The organism is Chitinophaga filiformis (assembly GCF_021646545.1).
Lineage (GTDB): Bacteria > Bacteroidota > Bacteroidia > Chitinophagales > Chitinophagaceae > Chitinophaga > Chitinophaga filiformis_A.
Window position 1 is genome coordinate 1 of record NZ_JAKIRP010000006.1, and the last position, 25,523, is coordinate 25,523.

Here is a 25,523-nt window from a genome sequence, read left to right on the forward strand (position 1 = left end):
GCAATACTTACCTTAAAACTCGCTTCATACACCGCTGGGCGGCCCATGGCTTTCTTTTTCATAATTAGTAATTTAATTTAGCTTACGCTTCTTACCAAATATGTAAAGCCAATCCTGAATTAATACAATCTGTACGAACCGAAACCGCGGTTCAGAAAGTCAAAATCCAGGGATAAGGTTCAGTCGAGGTTCGGTCGAGGTAGGCTCATCCTCCCTTCATCTTCCGTTCCGGAACGGAAGATGAAGGGAGGATGAGCCTACCTCGACCGAACCTTGACTATATCTCAAGTACATAAAAGTAAGGCGAGCCACCCCGGTACGACTATACTACAAACGGCTTTGAAATGGCTTTTACTTACGTCCCCCTACGTCTTTGAACGTAGATTGAAACGTAAGTAAAAGCCATCTCAACGCAGTCTTCGTCCGGGATATATGTCCTCATGATCGGTTGTACAGTGTCGCCGTTATCAAGAGGCGATTTCAAGCCCAAACTCCCTACACACAGCAACACCGGAATGCCTGATAAACCACCCTTCATTAAATTGTCAAACAAACACTAATAATTCCCTATATTACCTTCCAAATTATTTCCCGTTGATGAAAAAACTCCTGATACTCTGCCTGTCCTGTATCGGTCTAACCGCCACTGCACAGGTATCCACCCATGTTCCAACGATCGGTGAAGTCGGGCCTGCAAAACTGCCGGCAACCATTGCTCCTGTTCAGGCCCCCTTTGCGATGCCGGCCTTTCAAAAGCCCGCATTCCCCTCATACACCATTACCATCAAAGGAAAAGCAAACACCCAGACACAGGAAATCCAAACAGCCATAGACGCGGTAAGCAAGCGCGGCGGAGGAACAGTGATCGTCCCTGCCGGCAACTGGCATACCGGACGCATCATATTAAAATCAAACGTTAATCTTCATCTGGAGGAAAACGCTGTTCTTAATTTCAGCGGAGAAGTGGCCGATTACCTCCCGGTTGTGTTCACCCGCACGGAAGGCGTGGAAGTTATGTCCCTCGGCGCCTGTATCTACGCCAACGAACAACATAATATCGCTGTTACCGGAAAAGGAAAACTGGTAGGCCCGCCCCGCGATTGCCCTGTCAGGAAGCAGGTGATGCGCCAGGATGTGATCGAGAATGTGGTGGCCGCCAATAAACCAGTTAAAGAGAGAGTATACGATGGCCATAACGGCGGTCCGGTCTACCTCCCCATGTTTGTTTCTGCTGTCAACTGCAAAAATGTGTTTTTAGAGGGCATACAGCTCGAAAACACCCCTTTCTGGAACATTGTCCCTATTTATTGCGATAACGTCATTATAAGGGGGATTACGGTCAATTCTGTGGGTATTCCCAGTGGGGATGGTATCGATATCGAATCCAGCAGGAATGTGTTGATAGAATACTGCACGCTCAATTGTGGCGACGACTGCTTTACGCTGAAAGCCGGCCGCGGGGAAGATGGATTACGCATCGGCATGCCCACAGAGAATGTAGTCATCCGCTTTTGTCTGGCGCGCCAGGGACATGGAGGTATTACGGTTGGCAGCGAAACGGCCGCCATGATCAGGAACCTGTATGTACACGATGTAGTGTTTGACGATACAGAGGCAGGCCTGCGCTTTAAAACCAGGCGTCCCCGTGGTGGTGGTGGTGAAAACCTGTACTATGAGCGTATACGTATGCGCCTGCGACTGGACGCCTTCCGCTGGGATATGCTGGGCGCCAGAATGTATGTAGGTGCACTGGCCGACCGGCTGCCGGCCTTGCCTGTCAACAAACTAACGCCCGTTTACAGGAACATACATGCAAAAGACATTGTTGTTGATAGCGCCAGAGCGCTTGTGCGAGTAGACGGTATACCGGAATCTCCTATGACCGGCTTCAATCTTGAAAATGTAGAAGCCCATTGCAGCAAATTGATCCAGAGCACAGATGCGACTGATATAAAGATCTCGAATGCTACTATCTACAGTCCGGATTCACTGTTAACATTCACCGACAGCAGGAATATCATCTTCCGGCAGGTACGTTTCGTCAATCCATCCAATAAGATCGTCACCAATCTGTCCGGCGATCTTACTGACAATATCCGGTTCGAGAATGCCACTCCGCAAAGACCGGAAGGCTGGGAAACCAATAGCTGGAAAAGGAAATAAAGAAACGGGAAAGCATCAGGAACAAACGGGCGTCACGAGATGCTGCTAAATGAGCACCTGCGTTCATCAGATATCTGAATAAAATGAGCCTGTATCAGGCGTTGAAATGCCCCGAAAAGTTAGACCTTTTCGGGGCATTTCAACGCCTGATACAGGCTCGTTCTTTTACGCTACGACCAGTTTAGCTGCAGTCCTTCTCACACGAACGGAATACAGGATCACCGCAGTCAATATCACCGACATCACCAGGTAACGGAGCACCATATCCTGTTGAGTCACTATGCTGCCTGTCCGGGAAAGTGTAAAGCTGGAGATGGATGTCATTACATACACCAGTCCTCCCAGCAATCCACTTGCCATACCGGCATTCTGTGGGAAATACAACATGCCCTGAGTGAAGAAGAGATTATACAGAAATCCCGAACAGATGTGAATAACGAAAGCGAATAACATCAGGCACCATAACTGCTGATAACCGTAACCTATCAGGAATAGCACGGTGATCAGTGTCAGTTGCACGATACCGGCAGTAGCCGCTTTCCTGTTGAAATCAAGCGCAATCAGACGTTTGCCGATGATCCCGCCTATCATCCAGGAAAATCCCAGTATCAGCGTACAATATCCGATCACAACAGCATCGAAATGAAAACTGTTCTCGATCACAAACGGACCTGCTATGTTGAATACCATCACCACAGAATAAGCCATGCCCAATGTAATGATACCCAGCAGGAATTTTGTATTGCCCAGCATCATGGCATAATCCCCTTTTATCCTCGCCAGATCCACCTTCTTACGTTCTGCAATAGTCTCACCACTGAAGATCAATTCAAACACCAGCATGAGGAACGCGTATATCGCCAGGAAATAAAAGTTTGACTGCCAGTTAAAGAATTTTTGCAGATAGCCTCCGAGGAAAGGCGCTACTATTGGGCCCAGCGACCAGATAATGGTGAAGAAACTAAGGAAGTGTTTCAACTTATCACCTGAGTAAAGATCAACAAAGAAAGCACGCTTGGAAACCACTACAAATGACACGGCTACACCTTGTATAATCCTCAGGAAACAGATCAGCTCAACATTCTTCGTAATACCGATCAGTAATGAGGATACAATCAGCACGCCTAATCCGTACATCGCTGGTTTAAACCTCCCAATGCTGTCCAGCAGGCTGCCGACAAACAGTTGGGAAATACCATAACTAAGGAAAAAACATGTAAGCGTGAGCTGTATATCATGTTCCGCCGCCCCAAGGTCGTTGGCCATTGTAGGGAAAGACGGTAAATAAATATCTGTAACAAACCCCGACAAGGGAATTGAAATGAAAGCTAGTATTGTCGCTATCTTCTTTCTTCTATCTGATGCGCTTCTTAACATAACCTATATACCTTTTTTGTGAATGACACAACAAAGGTATATCAGGTGTGAAGATCAGGGGTAATGTAATTCAAAGGAATAATTGTCTAAATCAAAGAATCGCCTTGAGCTTTGACTGCCTGAACTGCAAAGGGGTGATTTCCATCGCTTTCTTGAAGAAATGATTGAAATGAGCGGGTTCCTCGAATCCCAGACAGTAGCCCACCTGCGAGATATCCCATTGCGTATTCTGCAGCAGGGTCTTTGCCTCTTCCAGTACCCGGCTCTTAATAATGGCGGTAGTTGTGCTGCCAGTGGTACTCTTGATTACAGAATTCAAATGATTGACATGCACGTTCAGCGCCCGGGCAAAATCGGCCGGAGTTTTCATTGTCAGCGGATGAGCCGGGGAATCCAGGGGGAATTGCTGATGCAACAGCTCGTCGAACATCCTGAGCAAACGGGAAGATGCAGGCAATTCGCTGGTATAGTTACCATCGGGCTGGTCTACCAGCAGCGAATGCATCAACAGGCACAACAGGTTGCGTATCGCCTCATACTTAAAGGTATAATCGCTATGCGCCATCTCCATCATCTGTTCAAAATAAAGCGTTATAAGCCCCAGCTGTTTGTCGTCCAGGAATATAACAGGCTCACTCCATGCTTTGAACAGTGACGAACGCTTAAAAATATCAAACTGGTAATGTTCGTTGAAGAATTCCTGGTTAAACAGGCAGTAATAACCATCCTGGTCGTCAGATAAACTAGTCCAGGAATACGGAACGGAAGGACAGGGCAACAATAAGGCAGGCCTGTCTATAATAATGGAGTTTCCTCCATAACACAGTTCCCCTGTTCCCAGTATCAACGTGATCTTATAAAAATCACGCCTGTTGTAAGGCGATTTGAAATTGCAATATTTCCGGGTATTTACATTAAAATGAGACTTACCACTTTGCAGATCATTATTACTTAATGGAAAGTTGATATGTGATCTTTCCCGGTAAAAGTCGGTCAATGTCTCCAATTGCTGGCTCATGGACGCAAAGGTATAGAAAATATGGGAATGACAGGAAGGGGCCCGCCGGGGCGGCCACCAATTACACATTCTGAAATTTATTAATAAAAACATCTTTTCCAAATCAATTAATACCCTATCTTAGCCTTACCTTACGCATTTTCAATGAATTATATCAGATTCTCCGATACCTACGACGAAGCCTTACTTGTTGCTGAACTCCAGCAGGTATTGCAACAGGACTGGCCACTGCATTTCAACACCAAAGATTTTAACGGCGACTGGCGTAGCATCTCCCTTCGTTCTGCCACTGGCAGGAACGACGATATCTATGCCCAGGCAGACGTGGCATATAAAAATACCCCGGCCCTGGCAATAATGCCCTATGTACAACAGATACTGGACACATGGCAATGTGAAAAGGAGGCCGTACGATTACTTTCCCTCGCGCCCGGTAGCGAGATTAAACCTCATAAGGATATGGGCTGTGGATACCGTCACGGCAATTTCAGAATTCATATTCCCATCATCACCAATCCTGAGGTATACTTTACCGTGGCTGATGAAACACTGCATCTGCAGGCAGGTGAATGCTGGTACATGGACTTCAGTCAGACGCATAGTATCATCAACCGTGGTAATACTGCCAGAATTCACCTGATCATGGATTGTATACGCAACGAATGGACCGATCAACTATTCGCAGCGCATGGCTTTGACCTTGCAGAAAAGGCACCATCATATGATGCAGCAACGAAAGCCAGGATGATTGAAGAGTTGGGAAAAATTGACACAGACGTGGCCAGAAACATTATCGCCAGCCTAAAAGCAGAAAGCTAATGCAGACATCCTTCATTACAAACTGGATACCTTACAAACTGAGTTATACTCCACAGGGATGGATCGTAAAATGGCTGGACCTGGCAGACAAGCGGATGATCCTTCCTTTTTTCGATGAGACCATCCAGGTGTGCCGGATCAAACAACGGGAACGCTCCCGTCTGGAAAGTATGTCTACAATGGATTTGGCCGTTGATGTCAGTAAAGACCTGCCCGCACTGGAGCCATCAGCTTTCGTCTTTCATGTATCCCGCTGTGGCTCTACCCTGCTATCACAGGCATTTTCAGCACCGGAGGAAAACATTGTAGTAGCAGAAGCACCGCTGCTGGATGAGATTTTAAGAGCGCGGGAACATCAGCCGGACCTTTCTTTATCTACACTTAAGACGTGGTTCAGCACTGCGGTTATGCTGATGGGACAACAACGCAATTTTAAAGAGCAGCACTATATCATCAAACTAGACAGCTGGCATATTCATTTCTACGAATTGCTGAGAGAATGGTATCCACATACGCCTTTTTTCTTCCTCTACCGTAAACCGGATGAGGTGATCGCATCGCACGATAAACGCAGGGGTATTCATGCAGTTCCCGGTATGGTCTCTCCTGCCCTGCTCGGAATTGATGATCCCGCGCATTTTGGGGGCGATTTTAACCGTTATACCGCCCAGGTGCTACAACAATTCTATCTGAAACTGCAAAGCATTCTTGGGCTTAATCATGCCTATAATTGCTTTTTTGATTATGCAGATGGTGTTCAGGAAATGATGGCAAGTTTTAGCACGTTCTCAGGGGTGGTCATAAAAGATGAGGAACAGGTACATCATCGCCTGAAGTATCATAGTAAGGCGGCACAGGAAGTATTTAAACCGGAATCGTTCGACAACAGGGAGCGCTTCTTTTTTCAGCATACACACGACGCATACGTACAATTAAGGTCTTTGCACACATCAACTGTCTGACGGAACGGATTATTCATTTCAATTTGTCTGACAGTTTGTAACAGCACATTTCATTTAATTCAATCTATGTGAACAGTTTTAACGGCACGTACCATTCAATTCAACCTAACTGAAAGCTTTAACGGTACGTATCTTTAATTCATCTATCTGGCAGGTTTCAATGGGACAAATCATTCAATTCACGGGTTTATCAGGTACAGGTAAAACAACGCTGTCTGGCGCCTTGCTGGAATGGGGTAATCTTCATGGTATAAAAATTAAACTGATAGACGGCGACATCTACCGGCAAACGCTGTGTAAAGATCTGGGCTTCAGTAAGGCCGACAGACTGGAAAACATCTCCCGGCTGGGGGCTTACGCCGCGGCTATAGCGGCGGACTATGACTATGTCTTCATTGCGGCTATTAATCCCTACGAAGAAGGCAGGAATAATCTGAAGGTCAGGTATAGCGCTGCACTTATCTGGCTGAAATGCAGTCTGCAGGCATTGATACAGCGTGACCCGAAAGGGTTGTACCGGAAAGCCCTGCTGCCCGACTCGCACCCTGAGAAGATCCATAACCTGACCGGCCTGAATGATACTTTTGAGGAGCCACTACATCCGGATCTCATCCTGGATACAGGCAGCTTAAGTGTAGAAGACTGCCTTACCACAACAATTACCTTCCTTAAAACGCAAATGGCACATTTTATTTAATATTGGCGAACAGGCCACGTGAAATTATCGAAGGTGTATAATCTTCTATTAAAGGGCGAATAAGGAGCCATATACAAAGATTAATGTAGGATTGATAGGAGTAATATGTGAATATGGCGGTTTTTACCTTATTTTTATATTCGAATCTGAAAACGCGATTCGCCCTTGCCAAATGCCTTTATCCCGCAGAACTTTCCTTAAAAGGACTTTTTTTGTTTTTGGCCTTCTAAGTGCATGTCGTAAACAAAAAGAAGTGGACAATTATGACACGAGTGAAAGTATTTTAAACATCACATTGGATAGAAAATTCAATTTATCGGCCACCGACAAACTGCTCTTCATAGGGGATTCTATTACTGATTTTAACCGCGACCGGAATATAACTGCTCCCAATGAAGAAGCGGGGCTGGGAAAAGGATTCGTGCGTCAAATAAGTACAGAATTATTAGGATCAGGTAAATTTGCAAACTTAGAAATTTACAATCGTGGTTATTCCGGGTATGTAACTGAGGAGCTTTTATTGAAGTTTGAAGCAGATGTTTTAACAATCAATGCCAATGTGATCAGTATTCTCATTGGTGTAAATGATCTGAGAAATAATCATGCGCCGCTTCATTACTACGGTTTCTATAAGCAACTGATTTCCAAAATAAGACAGCAATTGCCAGCCGCAGAGATCATTATATGCGAACCATTCACTCTTCCCAATGCAGAAAACTATGAAACGATGCAGGCCAATCTGCATGAATACCGGAAGGTGGTCAGAACGTTGGCCAGAGATTATAAAACAACGTTTATCCCTTATAACGAATATTTCCTGGCCGAGTCAAAAACGACGCCGGTGGAGGATCTCCTCTATGATGGTATACATCCTGCCTCTAAGGGTTTTGAGCTGCTAAAGGAAAAATGGTTGTCCTGGATGAACAACTAATCAACTGTCACACCAGCCGGTGCCTGAAACTGATACCCTTTCCCCCACTTATACACGTAACGCTTCGCAAGCGTGAACCTGCCTTTTTTATTGTTTTTCGCATAGGGCTTTACTTCCTCCGGCAAGTCCTCGAAGTCATCCGCGTTATAGTTGCCTTTGATCGTTACAATGATATCCCGGAAAAACCGTTTGTTGCTAACCGGGGCATTGTATGTACAGGTCCAGGCGGACATATTTTCGTCAACATTGGTCCGTTCCACCCAATCAGCAGATAACACCACTTTATAACTTCCTTCAGTGCCAGCTATCAGGTACAGGTTACCATAAAACGGTCCTCCGGCCCCGCCGTTCGAACTTTTGATCATAAATGCATACTGATCATGTCCTATCAGCAGCAACTCTGGCGTCGGACACTGAGAAAACGCGCCATATGCACCAGCCGCAGGCTGAAAATATTTTAATGTCCATGCACTGTCCATCAGTGTAAATTTGGCAAATCCGATCGTACCTCCGGTGAAACGGGATATCTGTGTGCCATCCGGATCAAATTCAGAATGATTGAAAGTGAGCATTTTATATTGCGTTCCGGAAGAATCTCTGTAACTGTAAGCTTTGAGTAAGCGCGTCGCTGTTCCTTCTGCGTAAGGAAAATCATAGCTGCTGCCCTCGTTCACGTCTATATAAGACTTCGGCTTGCAGGTCTTACATTCCCAGTTGATCAGCTGGTTTTTGTATTTGCCGGATGACAGGTCATAGTATTTACCCGGGAATAACTGTTTTAAGACTTTAAGATCGTCGAAACTTCCCTTCACCTGCAATGTGCGGGTAGGCAGTAAAATAGTATCGCTCAGGTTCTTCTTTTCGAGGTCTCCGTCCTGCGCGGAGCAATTGGTAATGATCCCCAGGCTCAAAAGCAGGCAGAAAAAAACTTGTTTCATAGTTATAGCAAATGGCAGTGAAGTTACGCCGATTTGCCAGATAATCCTATCTGCATGGCTACATCATCGGGATAGGGCTTCTTCTTATATAGATGTTTGGCGCCACCTTTCTGAAGCTATAAAAGTTTCTGTAATGCAAGTCCTGCGGGTACGACTTAGGATTCGCGGAGAAATCGTAGATGATTTCTCTCACCCCCAACAGAATAGAAATTTGCTTAAAGATGATCACACTGTCGCATGGAACCTCTTTACAGTCGTCAGACGCATATTTCTGTTTAAAATATACTGAAGCCCCATATCCAAGCGCATTCATGTCCTTATTCAACTGCAGCCCCTTTAAAGTGTCTTTCGAATGCGGGTAGTCGTAATTACTGTTATGGGCCAATACCAGCAGACTGTCGCCCAGCGCATGTATAGAAGGAAGATTTCTGTTGATATATTTGGTAAGACGCTTATCGTGGTATTTTCTAAGCGGCACGCAGGCACAGGATGAGATGAAAAGAATGATGCAAAAACCAATACAGGAAAGGAGGATGCTTTTCATTTGGTATAGTATTGTCCTTCTTAAAAATAGCTAAAAAGGCTCTTTTTAGTCCAAAAAGCCGACCTTTTACTCTAAAAAACGCTCATTTTCTACTCATTTCTGCTTTTTTTCCCTATATTCATAAACTTATATCGTAAGTTGTTTCTATTACAATTCCATCATTATGAATACTACGACCTTGTCTGCCACCACGCAAGAAAAGCGCATGAGCCGCAAAATATGGGCTGAAGTAATACTGACTGTTATACTTGTAGCCGCTGCCTTTTTACTGACCATTTAAGATAATTGCCGCAGGGCTTTCCTGAACTCTTCGGGCGTCTGACCGGTGTACTTCTTGTAAAACTTCGTGAAGTAAGAATTATCTGCAAAATTCAGTTCGTAAGCTATCTCAGAAATGGTAGAATCCTGGTTGGTGAGCAGTCTCTTTGCTTCCAGGATGATACGGTTGCGGATCACCTCTCCCGCCGACATGCCCAATACACTGTTACAAAGGGCATTTAAATGATTGGGCGTAACAAATAGCCGCTCTGCATAATCTTTAGGCAGCTTTAAGGTGCGATAATTCCTTTCGATCAGTTTCTGGAAATTCTTTACCAACGCATAGTTATAAGCGTTCGCATGGGATGAATCCTTATCAAAACTAAGGCGGCCTACCAGTATGAACAGCTGCAACATCAATACCTGGATCATATCCACCGACAAACGCTCCCGCTGTTCACTCTCACTGATCAATCCTTCAAAGGCAGATGTTACTGGCTTATGCAGCTCTTCCGGCAGATTTATCACCGCTTCGTCAACATTGCCGCTGAAAAACGGAAACTGTTCCAGGTAATCAGGTTTCAGCAGCAGTGAGTGTAAAAATGTATGGGAGAAATTGAGGATATAACCATCTACATGCCCTTCAAACTGCCAGCTGTGTACCTGTCCCGGTATCATGAAATAGATCTGGTAAGGCTTCACAGGAAAGGATTTGAAGTCAATGGTGTGCGTGCCCGCCCCTTCCGTGAAAAGCATGACATGGTAAAAGGTGTGTTTATGCGCATTGCGCAGGTTCTCATGCACACGCAGATACGGCGCAAATCTGCTGATCTGAATATCATCTTCCTTTACCCCTGATATTGCACCTACATCATAAACCGGAATTTTAGCCATGCTGGTAAATCTTGGGGCTAAATTAATGAATTTCCGTCCGTTCGGAATGTTGATGAGGTTTCGGAGGTTAGGGGTCGGGCATTATCATTCACGGGGGGGCACCACAAATTACAAACACATGTCCCCGGGGTTGAAATCATCCCGGGTTGCACCGGTACAATAAACACACGGTACCGGGGTTGAAAATCCCGCGTTACAAACACACGGTCCCGGGGTTGCACCGGCACAATAAACACACGGTCCCGGGGTTGAAAACCCCGCGCTACAAACACACGGCACCTAGCGGAGCCGATTGATGGTTTGTTGCCCGGTTTATTGTCCGCCCGGGGTTGAAATCATCCTGGGGTTGCACCCGCGCAATAAACACACATCCCCGGGGTTGAAATTCCCGCGTTACAAACACACGGTCCCGGGGTTGAAACCCCGCGCTACAAACACACGGCACCTAGCGGAGCCGATTGGTGGTTTGTTGCCCGGTTTATTGTCCGCCCGGGGTTGAAATCGCGTTGCAAACACGCGTCACGGGTTGCATCCGCGCTACAAAACAGGATTCTAATGGAGTCCTGTTGCGTTTTGTTGAGTATACGTCGGATTCTTTACAACCGGTGCTTAAGGGATCACCGATCCACACACGTTTTATTCAATTTTCAGGCTCTTTACCGGGTTCATTAACGCAGCCTTCACACTCTGGTAACTCACCGTCAGCAAGGCAATACACCCTATTACAACACCCGTCAGCGCGAACATCCACCATTCGATATCAATCTTATACGCAAATCCCTCCAACCAGTTGTTCATCAACAACCAGGCAGCGGGGAATCCCAGTACCATTGCCACCAGGATCAGCTTGAGGAAATCGCCTGACAACATCGCAGTGATATTAGGTATGGAAGCGCCGAGCACCTTTCGTACACCGATTTCTTTGGTGCGTTGTGCGGCAGTGAAAGTGGCCAGTCCAAATAGTCCCAGGCAGGAAATAAAGATAGCCAGCAAGGCAAAGTAGTTAGAGAGCGAACTTACTACCTGTTCGCTTTTATACAGCTTCGTATATTCCTGATCAGAGAACTGGTAGGTAAAAGGAAATCCTGGATTCAAAGATCCGCACAACTTTTCAAGCGCGGCAATGGCCTCTTTTGTTTGCCCTGCCCTCGTCCGGATCAGGATGGTGCCCCATGACCAGTTCTCATCCAAGCGGATGATGAGCGGATCAATCGACTGGTGTATTGAGGTAAAATGAAAATCTTTGAGTACACCTATAACAGGGCCTGGCTGACCGCGCCAGGTTATCATCTGACCAATGGGATCTTTATATCCGATCTTCTTCACGGCTGTTTCATTGAGCAGATAAGCGATTGAATCAGCACCGAACTCCCTGGAAAAGTCGCGCCCTGCCTGGAGCTGCAGCTTCATTGTCTTTACAAAATCATACCCTACCACCCCATCCGCAAAAGATGTTAGATCATTCGGATCTTTACCTGCCCATGCAACGTCTCCCGTATGATGCTCAATGATGGTCGGGGTATTTCTCATTTTTGATACGCTAAGGATACCTGGCAGCCTCGATGCCTCCTCCTTGAAATGCGCATAGTGGCCGATCAGATTTCCTTCAATAGGAATGTAAACCAGGTTTTCCCTGTCATATCCTAAGTTCTTCGTCTGTATATAATTCATCTGCCGGTATATCACAATCATGCTGACCATGAGTATAATAGAAAGTGCAAACTGAAATACTACCAATCCTTTTCTCAACCAGGCAGTCCCTCCACCTGCCTTCAATCCGCCTTTCAGTACACGTACCGGGTTCAGCGAAGAAAGAAACAAGGCCGGGTAACTACCGGCAACAACACCTGTCACAAGCAGTAATGCGAGTAATGATAACCAGAACAGTGGTTTTGTAAAAGGTAATAACAAGTGCTTTCCTGTCAGCGTGTTAAACGCCGGTAAAAGCAATAATGCCAGTAGTACGGCAACAACAAAGGCACATGCGGTCAATAGCATCGCTTCTCCCATGAACTGGCTGACCAGCGAAGAACGGCCTGCACCTATCACCTTTCTCAGGCCCACCTCTTTCGCACGTTTAGCCGATTGGGCGGTGGTCAGGTTCATGAAATTGATGCAGGCTATCAGCAGAATAAAAATAGATACAAGCGTGAACAGTTTTACATATTCAATGCGTCCGCCATCAGGTACACCGTTTTTAAATACTGAATGAAGATAGGTTTCAGGATAAGGTTGTATGCCCAATTCAATGCGCTCTCCTTCTGCTTTTGTTTTATACCTGTAGATAAAATCCTTCATTTTCGCAGCTACTTTATCAGGGTCAGCATCCTGACGTAACTGGACAAACGTAGCCGGACTGGTATTACTCCAGTTATTTACCCAGTTATTTACGGCCACAAAAGCTCTCCAGCTACGGAGGAAGTCAAAATGCCGGGAGGAATTTGCTGGCACATCCTGAAAGACCGCTGTCACCTGCAGGTCTTCTTTATTTTCGAAGCGTATTGTTTTGCCTATTGCCTTTTCGGGACTGCCGAAAAAGAATGTAGCCATCTTATGAGAAATGGCAATATCAGTAAGGCCGTTTAATGCGGTCAGGGGATTACCATGTAACAATGGGTAACTGAACATGCGAAGGAAATCGGCACCGGCATAATAGCCTTCCATTTTACCGGCCTGCTCACCTGCTTTGAAAGTACTAGCGGTACCGGGTGGGGCTACGTATTCCAGTCCGCTGGCGTATTGCACTTCGGGGATCACCCGTTTAAGTTCTTCTGCCAGCAAGCCCTGTGTGGTATAGCCTGAACCGACTTTGCCATCGTAAAACTGGCTTTCATACACCTGGTACAGATAGTTACCATTTGCATGAAAGCCGTCCACGCCACGCTCATCCTGCAACCACAGAATGATCAGCATACTACAGGCCATGCCCAGGGCAAGGCCCGACATATTGATGGTGGAAAATATCTTATTGCGGAGCAGGTTCCGCCAGGCGATTTTTATATAGTTTCTGAGCATCAGGAAAGATCTTGATCCAGATCATTATCAATGAATACTATACCACAATATAAACATACTTATTTTCAACAACTTATACAGTCAGGGGTTACCTATTTTGTTCGTTTTTAACATAAGCAATGTTCATATCCGGACAGGGGCACTACATTAACGCAATGGCGGGAACAGGTAGCTGCTATTCAAAATATTCCAGCTCTCCTGACATGTACAGGTAAGCTTCTGCCTTACGGCGGCGGGTTAGTCCGTCCAGCACCTTTCCTCCGGATACGTTCCATTTCAGGAATTCTATGACAACAGCGGGGTCTTTAGGGTTTGCCTTTACCACCTTCAGCAGGGTGCTGTCTCCCAGTCCTTCGGCGATACCGTTGTTATTCATGTCTGCGCCAACGTTGTACGCAAAAGATACGAGGGCATCAAACTGCTGTTGTTTCAGCGGTATACCGGCTGTCAGCTTATTTACTTTCGTCACAAATCCTTTCTTAATGTTGGCAAACAGGGCATCGGCACGCTGTTGTGTGATGACGTCGCCTTTTTTAACCGGCTTCTCATCTTCGTAAACGGTGTTACCCCAGCCAATTGTCCAAACGCCTTTACTGTCCTGGTATGCTGTGAGACGGCATTTCTCGAAATGCTTAATCAGCTTCTCCCCTTGTGAGCCTAATTCCATAGTGTATAGATTGAAAGTTTAGATTCTTAAGCATTAAAGATATAATAAATATATCATATCACGAGTCCGTCCATGGAAAAGCCGAAGAAGCTCGCGTCATTAACAAAACATGATAGGACTCCGTCAGGAGTCCAGTGTTTGTAGCCCGGGGTTTCAACCCCGGGACATGATGTTTATACCCCCTGGACATGATGTTTATACCCCCTGAACATGGTGTTTATACCCCCGGGACATGGCGTTTATAACCCTAACCCAACATGGGATGCCGGTGGTTATAGCAACGCATCATTAACCAACCATAACGACCTTTCAGGTTGAGCCCCGTCCCTCGGGATTTTCCCGTTTAGACAAAATAAATTCCGGATCCGAGCAGGGCTATATATTTACTGCAATAATTTTGCGGAAATTTTAGTGAACAATATGACATTTTCAGCCAGGATTACAATTTGGGGACTCCTTCTTTGCCTCTTTTCAATAACTGTAGCAGCACAACAAACGATTATCAAAGGCTCCGTACGGTCCGGCCAAGGCCCACTCAGGTATGCCACCGTTCAGATCAAAGGCACGCCTGCTGCAGCTTACACAGATAAAGAGGGGACATACAACATTGAAACAAATCAACAGGGAACGTTGGTGCTGACTGTTACGACGCCAGGTTATACATCTCAATCCAGGACCATACAAGCAGGCGGAGAACAGACGGTTGACTGGCAACTGACGCCCTTATCCCGCGAACTGGGTGAAGTAGTGGTATCTGCCAGCCGCAGACCGGAAACACTGGACAATATACCATCATCGGTAATGGTATTGAATCGAAAAACACTGGAAGACAACCTGGCTGTTACAACTGATATCACACAGATACTTGCCAATGAAGTACCTGGCCTCGCTCCTTCCAGCCAGACCAACAGTAACGTGGGCCAGTCTTTTCGCGGAAGATCCGTACTTATTATGGTAGACGGTATCCCACAGTCCACACCGCTGCGCAACGGCGAAGTGGATCTCCGTTCTATTGACCCCGGCGTACTGGAACGTATAGACGTCATCAAGGGAGCGACCGCTATCTACGGCAACGGTGCTACCGGAGGTCTGATCAACTATATCACGCTTACACCAAAAGATGAAACAGCTATTGCCGGTCGCACCACGATGAACCTTACCGGTTCACTTGCAGGCCTGAAAGGCAGTGTAGGTGGCCGCCTGGGGCAACTACTACACGGGAAGCTGGGTAAATTTGATTATGCCGTAAATGGCGTGTACGAGCGTACCGGCGAATGGAAGGATGCCAAAGGCAAACTAGTCGGCCCCAATTACAGCCTGGGAGAAACTGATAGCTATAACGCATTCGTAAAGCTTGGATTCACACCCAACCGCAAACAGCGCATCCAGCTGATGTACAACTACTATAACAGTCAGCAGAATTCCAACTACACGCTGGTAAATGGCGACTACCTGAAGGGACAGGCAGCTACAGGCGTATTAGGAAAACAGGCAGGAAAACCTACCGGCATCAATGGTAACCATAACCTGCAGCTCTCCTGGCGCGCTGATAGTCTTATTGGTGGTACCAGCCTCCAGACCGATGCTTATTACGAATCCCGTGATGATGTGTTCTATGTGTCTTTCGGGCGCTTCGAGGGTGGCGACGGACAATCACATACACTATCGAAGAAAAAAGGCTTCCGTTTCATGTTCACCTCACCGCTGGGCCGCACAGGAACCTTGTCTTACGGTACAGACCTTGTGAACGACATTACCTCTCAACCACTGGTGGACGGCCGCGTATGGGTGCCGGAAATGGATATGTTCAACGTAGCGCCATTCGCGGAAACACAATGGACATTGATGGACGATCTGATTGTAAAAGGTGGTATCCGTATAGAGAAGGTCAACGTCGGTGTGGATGATTATACGACCCTGCGAATCACCAACGCCAGCGGAGCAACTGTTACGCCGAGCTTTGACGTAAAAGGCGGCGACCTTAAATACACCGCTACGCTGTTCAATGCCGGTATCCGTTATAACCGTTTCCCTTTGTTCTCCCCATATGCCAGCTTCTCACAGGGTTTCTCGGTATCTGATGTAGGTCTGGCGCTTCGCGATGCGAAGGTTGATGATATCAAAAAGATCAACACCGAAGCAGTACTTGTAAATAACTATGAGCTGGGCTTTGTAAGCAAAATGCAAAAGTTCCGTTTCGAGCTCACTGGCTTTATAAGCACTTCAAAGCTCGGTTCGGAAATGGTGTATGACGCCTCTACCGACTTATTCAATGTAAGCAGGACACCGGAGCGTGTTTATGGCTTCGAAGCTTCTGCACAGTATCATCCGCTACCGAATCTAGACCTGAGCGCTTCCTTCAGTTATGTAGAAGGCAAAGCTGATACCGGCCGTACAGGTAATTATAATGTCTATCTGAATAACCGCCGAATTTCAGCGCCTAAGATCGGTGGTAGTATCCAATACAGACCACTGAGCACGTTGGAAGTACAGCTGCATTATTCCGGTATCATGAAACGGGACCGTTTTGAAAAGCTGTCCACCGGTCTATACAAAGGCAACGAAGGCATCGTAAAGGCATACAACCTGTTCAACCTGAATGCCTGTTACCGCGCTACCCGCAGCACAACGCTTACCCTGGGTATTGAAAACCTCTTTAACGCCGACTATTTCCCTGCAAGATCACAGTGGTTCATGATACCTGGATTCTACTCCAAAGGGAAAGGAGCAGCGTTTAATATTGGAATAGCTGTGAATTATTAATCAATCTCTTAATCGGAGAAAGCCGCGTTCCAGTCCTGCATCCCTGGCCATTTGTTCATGCTCCATTGCCTTTGCTTCATCTTTCACCTCGTCATTATACAGATAGAGACGGCGTATTTCCAGGTGAGCATCTGCAGCCCCTAATTCAACCGCCTTTAAGTACCAATGAATAGCTTTCCGCGGATCAGGTTTGTAGACCCACCCCCCTTCGTACATTCTGGCAAGGTTGAACGCACAGTCAGTATCATTATATTTGACCCCGGCCTTGTAAGCCTCCAGTGCATTTTTATAGTCGCCGGTACGCTCGGATAAGATACCCACATCATTATGGCATTCATACCCCATCCTGCTCGCACATGCCAAATGCATCAGGGCTTGTTTATCATCCTGCTCCACGTGTTCGCCATTGAAGTAGAGCATTCCCAGGTTGTAGTGGGCATGTGGAACATGCTTCGCAGCAGACTGTGTGTATAGTTCCAACGCTTTATTGACATCTGGTGCAGTACCCATTCCATTGATATAACAATTGGCAAGTCCGTTGGCAGCATGAGGCGAGCCTGCTTCTGTACCACGACGGTACCACTCAAATGCAGCTGTTTCGTTTATATAACCATCAGCAGATTCGTAGAGATAACCGAGATCGTTCATAGCCCCGCCATGCCCCTTTTCAGCCGCCAGTTTATAATAACGGATAGCGTCCTCATACTGCTGTTTTTCGAAGGCGTCAAATCCTTTCTGGTAGAGCATATCTGACGGAATATCGTCACCGGCCAGGGTTAAGAGCAAATTCAGTTCCTTTTCGCTGTACAGATAACGCATGTTTTCTGCTAGCCTGTCTGCCACCTCAGCGGATGACAATTGCAATATATTACCCAGATGATCTATACGGAAAGCGGCGTCTGTATTCAGAGCCAGCGTCTCCCAGCCATTGTCATCATTCCAGCGTACATTTCCGATAATCTTGTGAAAGGTAGCAGATATCACCGGTTTATCCGCCAGGTAAAGTCCTTCTTTTTTAGCTTTAGTTAATATAAACGCCTTTTCGGTGAGCAGGGTGATGCGATTATACTCCGCCTCAAGCAGCCAGCCTTTAGAGGCTGAGTACAAGCCATATTTGCTATTACTCTTAACGATCACTACATCATCATGTGCATGTGAGATATCCTGGTAAATGACAGGCAGCAGCTCCCGGCCATCAGCAGTCACCAGGCCACTCCGTCTCAGTTTTTTATCATCATAAAATTGTGAGATACACAACAGTGGGGCATCATTGAAAGTACCTGCCCATGTTACATTATCAATACTGTCGTCGCCGATCCTTGTAAATGCCGGCGTATAAAAATGCCGCGTACCAGAGGTATGATATGCAGACAACAGCGACATCTCTCCGGCATGTATCATGTCCATATCCGCCCTGAATGTGAATGGCAGCCTTAACGCCAACGAGGTGTCGATCACACCGTAGTTGCCATCATTCCCGACAGCATACAGCTGCGGTACTTCGGAGATCAGCTGCAGGTCATCATAACCTGTTGCAGGTTCCGGCATACCTGGTTGTATCAGGAATTGCTTTTTGCCAGTTTCCACTATTGCATAACCTTTGAATGTATCGAACGCATCATCGTATTTAAGTGCAGTAACAGGCTGCCCACTACGATTTACATATCCGTATTTTCCACCACGTTTTACTACTGCAAAAGATTCTTCTTCGGGGAAAATAAACACTTCGTCATACTCAGCAGGGATAAGGATATTGCCATTACTATCCTTCAGTCCCATCAGACCATTCTCGATAAAGGATACCTCCTCTTCCTCTTCATCCTCAAAATACCCTGACTGGATCACGTTCCAGCCATACCCGTAAGCACTGTTACTGAAGAACTGACGGAAAGTTTTTAGCTGATAAGGGTTACTCTGTACATCGGGGCATTGATCCAGTAGTCCCGGATCATTAGCATTGATCGCCCCCTGTATACAGGCATTGGTATCCTGGATAAGCTCCAGCAGCTCTTTCGCCTGTTCCTGATGTGTGGCATCACTCATATTGAATACATCCCAGGCGTCGAGGTGGAAACTGTTAAAGCGGGCTTTCTTATCCAGGAAATTGAAGATCTTTTCCTTTTGCGCCCGAAACTCCTCCGGATTGTCGGTGAGCTGGTCCGCATGCTGGTCAATGAATGAATAGAAAGCTTTCAGCGCCGCTATGCCTGGTGCGGCATCTGCATATATTCCCCCACTATCTCCGTTATAAAGCGGTGGCGCCAGGAAAGGACTCTCCACAAACAATGGATGCAGGAAGAAAGGGAACTCATACCCCCATTCCATCATCAGCAGTGTTTCATTGTTATTGTTACCGATAGCGGGCAAAATTTTTGACAGGATCCCTCCTTTGTTGGGTGTTGTTGGGGTACGGGGTGCTGTATTGTTGAAATTGTACAGATAGATACGGTGCGCCATAGTTTAGTTCCTTTCTGTTTGATAAACGCTCTTGATAATTTTGTTGGCTATAAAAAAAGTGGTCCGAAGTTAAGGCAATAATGGACATGTATAAGTCCCTTTAAACACCGTCGCATACGATATTTTTGTACAGGCTAACAACAAGCAAGGATAGGTGATGACTAATCTTGTTTAAAAAAAGGTATTTCATCCAACTGGGTGAAATATGCGGACGATGTGATCCCAATTTTATTAAACAAATTCCTCCAAAAAAGCTGGATCTCCCTCTTATCGCAGCCTGCATTCATTGATAGTATCATCGGCACTTTTTTGGTGTACGTAAGGTGGATGTTCCAATGCTTTCCCCCGTAATTCCTGGGCATGATGATAGTTCTGTAAAGCGCACTGGAAGGATCGTCCAATTGCCTTTTGACCTCATTTAACTCTTTCGGTTGACATTCACCATTATTTTTAATAAAACGAAAATAACAGCTCGCCCAGGAATCATTATCCGTATCATCGCTGCTGTATGCACCAGCATTTTCAACCAGGTCTGTGTTCATTACCAACTCATAAAACATGGTAGAATCGGTCAATTCCCTCGACAAGGCCTCACCGAGGCAATTTATGACGGCCTTTTCTTCATAATCAGCCCCCGTTCTGACATAATTTTTTAATGTATCAATAAGATCCAGCAAGGTTTTTTCCCTGTATTCATAATCGGCCGAGGATGAAAAAAAGGCGGAAAACTCAGTTTTGTCATTAACCGGCCTGGTTAAGTAAATCTTTACATCTAAATCTGAGCAGGAATCAGGCAGGTATTGCACCACTTTACTTTCGAGATGTTCTAATGAGCTTATCAGTGTTTTATCTACATCATCACATATCAAAATATACTTCTTTTTATAGCTGTTTACAGGCGTACAATGAGAAAATGCCATTGTCATTATAAACAAAAGCAGCCATCTACTCATGCCGGTAGTTCGATTTCTATAGTTCATATTAAGCTCATGATTGATTCACGTGATCTTGTCTGATGATCAAAGAGTTTGGAAGGGGAGTATTCTTCTTTGATTTAAACCCTTGTCTAACTTTGTAGATACACATTTTTTCCACGCTCGACAACTGAGTTTTCAGATGTGTCAAAAACTCCTTACCAAAGGAATCTATCTCACCCTGAATAAATACTTTATCTTTTTCTATCTGTTGTAGTTTGTTATTCCATTTGCTGCGAAATCTTCTTATTCTTCTTTCAAGTGGTTTTAGCCGACCCATTTTCTTTGTCTCAAGTATCTGATGGAACAAATAAGCGGCCTTTCTTAATACCATTGCATTTGCAAATGCGATCGTCACGGAGAAGAAGCCAATTAAAATACCATCGTGGGAAAAATATTTCAATATATCTCTTTCCCGGGATTTTGTAGAGTACATATAGGATAGGAAAATAACTGCGGAAAAGAAAATAAGCGTTATAATAAAGGTCCTTCTCCTGGTCCGATGCATTAATCGGTCCATGGTAAAATCCCAGAAAAAGGCAAAAGAAAGTGTAATGGCGATACAAAACAGGGCCGAAAAGCACAGATCAATCTGCGTTCTCCACTTTGCGAAGTCATTTCCCAATACATCATTCACCAGTTGCCTCATAATCCGCAGAGATAATCCGATCTCTCCTACTGAAAATATACCAGCAATTAATAAAAGCGATATAACAACTGTCCAGGTAGGAGGATAAAGCCGGGTATGTACATAGGATCTGTTTTTCTTTATAGTGTCTTTGAGTTTTGAGGTTGTCATCTCCAGCAGTGAAAAAAACTGCCTTTGCTTTAGGATACCTGCTAAAAATGCAGCGTCTTTGCTTCCGCTTATCACTTCGTTCAGATTTCTATCTGCCGCCTTTATGCCGCCATCGATAACATCATATAGAGCAGTCTCCTGAGTGGCGAGCTTCTTGAACTCATGCTGTTTATCAAGATTGTATTTCTTTCTCTCAACGAGATTAAACAGTTCCCCATTGTTGTTTTCCACTGAGAGCTTAGCTGCGATTGCCTCGCCCTCCCTTTTTAAATTCTCCAGCTCAGTTTTACAGAGGTCATTATATTGTGTATTTAATGAATCGAGCTCCCCGTTTATTTTAGCAAAGAGGGAAGGAATAAAATGCCTGCTATAATCGTCTACTTCTTCTGCTGTGTTAAAATTGTGCCCAATGCTAACATAATTCTCTCCGTCTGCCGCTATTCTGTTCTTTCGGAGGGCCCTGTTCAGAAAATCAGTTAATTCTCTTTTAACACGCCGTCTTTCATTTCTCCGCCTTTTATTTTCATAGCTACTTCCTGTAAACATCTGTTCTTACTTTTCTATGAAAAAATGCCATTAACAGCTCCATTTTGAGATTGACCATACCTATATCCCTCTTCCATCCTGATAAACTTCAGCCGACTTCTTTTAAGATCAAGTAGAAATTGCTGGTGATCAGATTTCACGTGCTGAGTAAGTTGCGTAAGCTGGGCTCCGGCATCTGATAATTTTTCTTTTAAGTCCCTTTCTATGCTATCATCATTTTCCAATGTTGTTTTCAATTTACTGTACCAGGTGTCGTACAATTCCTTTGCCTTTTGCTCCAGGAAAGGATTCTGCCCCACCTTCCCTACCAACAACTCATTCAGGGTAGCAAATGCAGTCTTTGCTCCAGCGGCAATTTTACTGACGTCTTCTTCAAGTTTTGTCCGATAGGTTTTAAGCGAAGCAAAAAGCTCATTCATCCTGGCAGTATAATTATCAAATCCTTCCTTTTCCTTTGCCTCAAGGTGTTCCCACAGATCATTTATTACCTTCTTATACTCTTCTATCAGTTCTTTCTTTCCTTGCAGACCAAACCCCTTTCCTATTTCAAACTGCAAATCTAATTCCTCCTCAATGTTATTCTGTTCACTCATGTTAATTCTCTTTAATTATTTTAATTTCTACAGACCGCCGATGTGTATCATCCAGGCCCAGGTCATTGTTGACGCCATACCCTGTATAGAATATTTTAAGATGGTCCATACCTGGCTTCCTGGTAATATGTTCATAGCAACTTCCCCCTCTTGCAAAGGATAGCGAGAGGTTATCTGTTATAGTTGTTATTTCCCTGGCTGGAATATTTTTATCAGGCAATAGCTTACCTACATCTGTTACGTGTGCAATTCCGTCATAGGGAATGTTTCCTACCTGGGCAGGATCTGTGTATCCTTGAAATATAACTGTGTACTTAACATTTGGAGATTTATGCAGCTGACTGCATAACGCATCCAGTATTAATGTGCTTAAGAGCGTAAGCCGATAACCCCCCTTTTCAAAAAACAGCTGCCGGCAATTATTGATATCATCACATTCGGATATCATCCTGGCCACTGTCCGGGTATTAGCACAATGATTACATAAGTAGGTGAATATTTCAGGGAAGGAGGTATTTACTTCATTTTCCGTGAGCAATCGTTTCGTAACCAGATCATCAATAGCGGCTTTAAGACAGATCAGATCAGTGTACTTAACAAGGTCATTAATATCGTTACTGTTTGCAAATCCCAATCGGATGTCATTCTTATATCTGCATGTAATGGTATCGATAGATTCATTAAAATAGATCAGGTGTTTATCAGTCAGGATATCAATTATCTTCTTCCCAGTGGCTTCCGTCTCCTCAAAGAACCTCAATAACTTCATCCCATAGGGTGGCATATTAGCATTCACCAGTTGTGCATCAGCCTCCCGAAGGGCTTTGCCGATCTTTTCAAGTCTAGTCGTCTTAAAGTTTTCCTTATTCACTTCTGCCGAATCGGGCACGGGCACCGTATAGCGGATTTTAAATATCGGTACGCCATTGTGTTTAAAAGCGGGCAAAGTAATGTTAGCGCAGGAAGAAAGGGATGTCGTCGTTACTCCCCAAAAAAACTCCTTACATTTTTGAGCATTTGTTTTTTTGGGATCCTCATAATCTATAAAAAAGAGATAGAAACCAACCATCAATAAACCCAGACATAATACTCCAATTATCGGTATCGTTACTTTTTTATTCTTGTTTGATATTAACCAATTGATGAGCCAATTGACGAACTTCATATTGTCATCCATAGATACGCATGAATTGTTGTTACGTGAACGGTATTGAAGGAATTGTAATGAGGGATTGGTTATATTCTTCCATTGAGACCTAGTAAATGATTATTTCAATAGGTGTTACTGTTTAAAATACTTAGCATTCCCTTTATACGTTGCAATCGATCAAAATATTAAATAACAGCAGACAGCTATACGAGGGTCGCTGCAATGCAAAATAAGTACTCAATCTTTTTAAGAAAAAGTTATAATGATAACCGTATGTTGTTTGGACCTGCTATGATCTATATCAAAACCTGCTCTGCAGCGCTGTATACGACATATATAATATATAACACTTTTAACAGGTCTTATCATTTCACTTCCATCCATTATTTTGGACAACAACTTATACGCAAACGTTATCGGTAACGATTGCGTAAATATACCTGGCCACTTTGCCGGATGATTTGTTGTTTTTGAATATTTTTGGGTGTCAACCTAAAGGACCGTATTTGTAACGAAGCGTAACCATGTTATAAGAAACCCTTTGTACTGAAAGCCCGGAATAGTTTACCATTTTTTTCTTTTTCACATACTGACCTGTATTGTACCGTATAACTGCGTCCCTGCAGCCTTTTCATTATGGCTACGCAGATGACTATTGTGTTCTTGCTACGTTTGATCTATTCATCATTTATAAATTTCACACACATGAAAACAAACCACTTATTCCTGGCCATGTTAACCGGCTCGCTGATAGCCGGCTGCGCCAAAGAACAGCACACCGATCCGGCTAAACTCAAAGACGATGCCGCTGTTGCTGCAACAGATGTTTCCATTAAGGCCAATGTACCTATCACCCAAACTATTATTGTAAAAGCAGGACAAACCTATGATGGTGGTGGCAATACAATTATCGCCTCTGGTATGGGCGATGGCAGTCAGGCGGAGAATCAGAAGCCTATTTTCCGGCTGGAAAATGGTGCTGTGCTTAAAAACGTAAAGATAGGTGCTCCCGGTTGCGACGGTGTGCATGTATATGGAAATGCCACGCTGGAAAACGTGCAATGGCTGGATGTTGGAGAAGACGCTATGACGCTTAAATCAAAAGGCACAGTAACACTGACCAACTGCGTTGCACAACAGGCATATGATAAGATACTACAGATAAATGCAGACGGGACTATCATACTGAACAACTTCAGGGCAACCACTTTTGGAAAAGTACTGCGTACAAATGGTAGTGGCCAGTATGCGGTGACCGTCACTATCAATGGCGGTACTTTTTCAGGCGGTACAAACATTGTGCGTACGGAGAGTGTGAACCTGAGAGTACGGTACAGGAATATTACGACTTCCAACGTTAGTAAACTATGGGAGGTACCTAATGCGTCCCAGGTAAGTACGTATTAAGAATGAGGAACGGGTACATGTTGAGCATAATATGTACCCGTTTGAATCGGAATTCAAGGCAAATGCATCGTTCTTTACCAATGCCTCCCATCCTTACATTTGGCAGTCATAAAGAAGCAGTATCTCTGCAGGTGGATAAGCTTCCATTGCATATGCTCGCGCGAAGAGACTCTTATGATTCCCTGCAGCCACTCATAACGCACGCCTGCATCCATAAGCCCCATCTTTCTCTGCGAGAAAAGTTTGGCTTCTCAAATCGTCCTAAAAAGCGTTCCTAAACTCCGCATGCAACATTTTCGCGGCTACATATGGCCAGATCGATTATAATTCAAAGACTTATCGATAACTCCTATTTTCTTACCGGATTCTAACCTAAGTTTCAATGTTATTTTTATATCTTTAGCATAAGTAATAATTCTAAATCCAAAATCTAAATCCTAAATCCTTATTCTAAACCGGTTAAGAACTGTATTGTGATGCCATAAGAGTATACAAGGACCCAATTTAATCTCCACAGATGTACAGGGTGACAAAACCGTATGCGACGACGG

The 25,523-nt window shown here is 44.8% G+C and carries 19 protein-coding genes; 7 read left to right on the plus strand and 12 right to left on the minus strand.

Going from position 1 to position 25,523, the window contains the following annotated elements:
* Nucleotides 1-597: 597 nt before the first annotated feature.
* The gene (locus tag L3C95_RS16425) at nucleotides 598-2,163 is read left to right on the plus strand and encodes a glycoside hydrolase family 28 protein (protein WP_236389153.1); all 1,566 of its coding nucleotides are present in this window, start codon (nucleotides 598-600) and stop codon (nucleotides 2,161-2,163) included.
* A gap of 165 nt (nucleotides 2,164-2,328) precedes the next feature.
* On the opposite strand, the gene L3C95_RS16430 is transcribed toward L3C95_RS16425, so the two are convergent.
* Nucleotides 2,329-3,540, minus strand: a complete 1,212-nt coding sequence (locus tag L3C95_RS16430; protein ID WP_236389154.1) for an MFS transporter — start codon at nucleotides 3,538-3,540, stop codon at nucleotides 2,329-2,331.
* 91 nt (nucleotides 3,541-3,631) lie between these two features.
* Nucleotides 3,632-4,558 carry a helix-turn-helix domain-containing protein gene (locus L3C95_RS16435; protein WP_236389156.1) on the minus strand — a complete coding sequence of 309 codons (927 nt, stop codon included), beginning with the start codon at nucleotides 4,556-4,558 and terminating at the stop codon, nucleotides 3,632-3,634.
* 144 nt (nucleotides 4,559-4,702) lie between these two features.
* Here L3C95_RS16435 and L3C95_RS16440 point away from each other — a divergent pair, with 144 nt between their 5' ends.
* The 4 genes from L3C95_RS16440 (at nucleotide 4,703) to L3C95_RS16455 (ending at nucleotide 7,967) form a co-directional block, all read left to right on the plus strand.
* Complete coding sequence (locus L3C95_RS16440) at nucleotides 4,703-5,377, plus strand: aspartyl/asparaginyl beta-hydroxylase domain-containing protein (RefSeq protein ID WP_236389157.1); 675 nt, start codon at nucleotides 4,703-4,705, stop codon at nucleotides 5,375-5,377.
* Nucleotides 5,377-6,339, plus strand: a complete 963-nt coding sequence (locus tag L3C95_RS16445) for a hypothetical protein (RefSeq protein WP_236389159.1) — start codon at nucleotides 5,377-5,379, stop codon at nucleotides 6,337-6,339. Before L3C95_RS16440 ends, L3C95_RS16445 begins: the two co-directional genes overlap by 1 nt.
* A 160-nt stretch (nucleotides 6,340-6,499) precedes the next feature.
* Nucleotides 6,500-7,036 (plus strand): adenylyl-sulfate kinase, encoded by a 537-nt coding sequence (locus tag L3C95_RS16450; protein ID WP_236389160.1) that lies wholly within the window; start codon nucleotides 6,500-6,502, stop codon nucleotides 7,034-7,036.
* Nucleotides 7,037-7,127: 91 nt separating this feature from the next.
* Nucleotides 7,128-7,967: an SGNH/GDSL hydrolase family protein gene (locus L3C95_RS16455; protein WP_236389161.1), complete on the plus strand. Its 840-nt coding sequence runs from the start codon at nucleotides 7,128-7,130 to the stop codon at nucleotides 7,965-7,967.
* Here L3C95_RS16455 and L3C95_RS16460 read toward each other — a convergent pair.
* The 5 genes from L3C95_RS16460 to L3C95_RS16480 all read right to left on the minus strand — a co-directional run bounded on the left by L3C95_RS16460 (nucleotide 7,964) and on the right by L3C95_RS16480 (nucleotide 14,283).
* Nucleotides 7,964-8,905: a hypothetical protein gene (locus L3C95_RS16460; protein WP_236389162.1), complete on the minus strand. Its 942-nt coding sequence runs from the start codon at nucleotides 8,903-8,905 to the stop codon at nucleotides 7,964-7,966. The two genes, L3C95_RS16455 and L3C95_RS16460, sit on opposite strands and share 4 nt — an antisense overlap.
* 58 nt (nucleotides 8,906-8,963) lie before the next feature.
* Nucleotides 8,964-9,449 (minus strand): hypothetical protein, encoded by a 486-nt coding sequence (locus L3C95_RS16465; RefSeq protein WP_236389164.1) that lies wholly within the window; start codon nucleotides 9,447-9,449, stop codon nucleotides 8,964-8,966.
* Between the two features lie 276 nt (nucleotides 9,450-9,725).
* The gene (locus L3C95_RS16470; RefSeq protein WP_236389165.1) at nucleotides 9,726-10,601 is read right to left on the minus strand and encodes a helix-turn-helix domain-containing protein; all 876 of its coding nucleotides are present in this window, start codon (nucleotides 10,599-10,601) and stop codon (nucleotides 9,726-9,728) included.
* Between the two features lie 636 nt (nucleotides 10,602-11,237).
* Nucleotides 11,238-13,616, minus strand: coding sequence for an ABC transporter permease (locus L3C95_RS16475; RefSeq protein ID WP_236389167.1), 2,379 nt, complete (start codon nucleotides 13,614-13,616; stop codon nucleotides 11,238-11,240).
* A gap of 175 nt (nucleotides 13,617-13,791) precedes the next feature.
* Nucleotides 13,792-14,283 carry a lysozyme gene (locus L3C95_RS16480; protein WP_236389169.1) on the minus strand — a complete coding sequence of 164 codons (492 nt, stop codon included), beginning with the start codon at nucleotides 14,281-14,283 and terminating at the stop codon, nucleotides 13,792-13,794.
* A 420-nt stretch (nucleotides 14,284-14,703) separates the two neighbouring features.
* Here L3C95_RS16480 and L3C95_RS16485 point away from each other — a divergent pair, with 420 nt between their 5' ends.
* Nucleotides 14,704-17,046: a TonB-dependent receptor gene (locus L3C95_RS16485; RefSeq protein ID WP_236389170.1), complete on the plus strand. Its 2,343-nt coding sequence runs from the start codon at nucleotides 14,704-14,706 to the stop codon at nucleotides 17,044-17,046.
* Here the strand turns inward: L3C95_RS16485 and L3C95_RS16490 are convergent, their stop codons facing one another.
* The 5 genes from L3C95_RS16490 to L3C95_RS16510 form a co-directional block, all read right to left on the minus strand.
* Nucleotides 17,047-19,503 carry an SEL1-like repeat protein gene (locus tag L3C95_RS16490; RefSeq protein ID WP_236389172.1) on the minus strand — a complete coding sequence of 819 codons (2,457 nt, stop codon included), beginning with the start codon at nucleotides 19,501-19,503 and terminating at the stop codon, nucleotides 17,047-17,049.
* A gap of 161 nt (nucleotides 19,504-19,664) precedes the next feature.
* The gene (locus L3C95_RS16495) at nucleotides 19,665-20,456 is read right to left on the minus strand and encodes a hypothetical protein (RefSeq protein WP_236389173.1); all 792 of its coding nucleotides are present in this window, start codon (nucleotides 20,454-20,456) and stop codon (nucleotides 19,665-19,667) included.
* A 34-nt stretch (nucleotides 20,457-20,490) separates the two neighbouring features.
* Nucleotides 20,491-21,822, minus strand: a complete 1,332-nt coding sequence (locus tag L3C95_RS16500; RefSeq protein WP_236389175.1) for a hypothetical protein — start codon at nucleotides 21,820-21,822, stop codon at nucleotides 20,491-20,493.
* Between the two features lie 14 nt (nucleotides 21,823-21,836).
* On the minus strand, nucleotides 21,837-22,415 hold the full coding sequence (locus tag L3C95_RS16505; protein ID WP_236389177.1) for a hypothetical protein: 579 nt from the start codon (nucleotides 22,413-22,415) through the stop codon (nucleotides 21,837-21,839).
* Nucleotide 22,416: 1 nt separating this feature from the next.
* Nucleotides 22,417-23,304 carry a hypothetical protein gene (locus tag L3C95_RS16510; RefSeq protein WP_236389178.1) on the minus strand — a complete coding sequence of 296 codons (888 nt, stop codon included), beginning with the start codon at nucleotides 23,302-23,304 and terminating at the stop codon, nucleotides 22,417-22,419.
* Between the two features lie 966 nt (nucleotides 23,305-24,270).
* Between L3C95_RS16510 and L3C95_RS16515 the strand changes: the two genes are divergently transcribed.
* Nucleotides 24,271-24,972 (plus strand): pectate lyase, encoded by a 702-nt coding sequence (locus L3C95_RS16515; protein ID WP_236389179.1) that lies wholly within the window; start codon nucleotides 24,271-24,273, stop codon nucleotides 24,970-24,972.
* The last annotated feature ends 551 nt before the right edge of the window (nucleotides 24,973-25,523 follow it).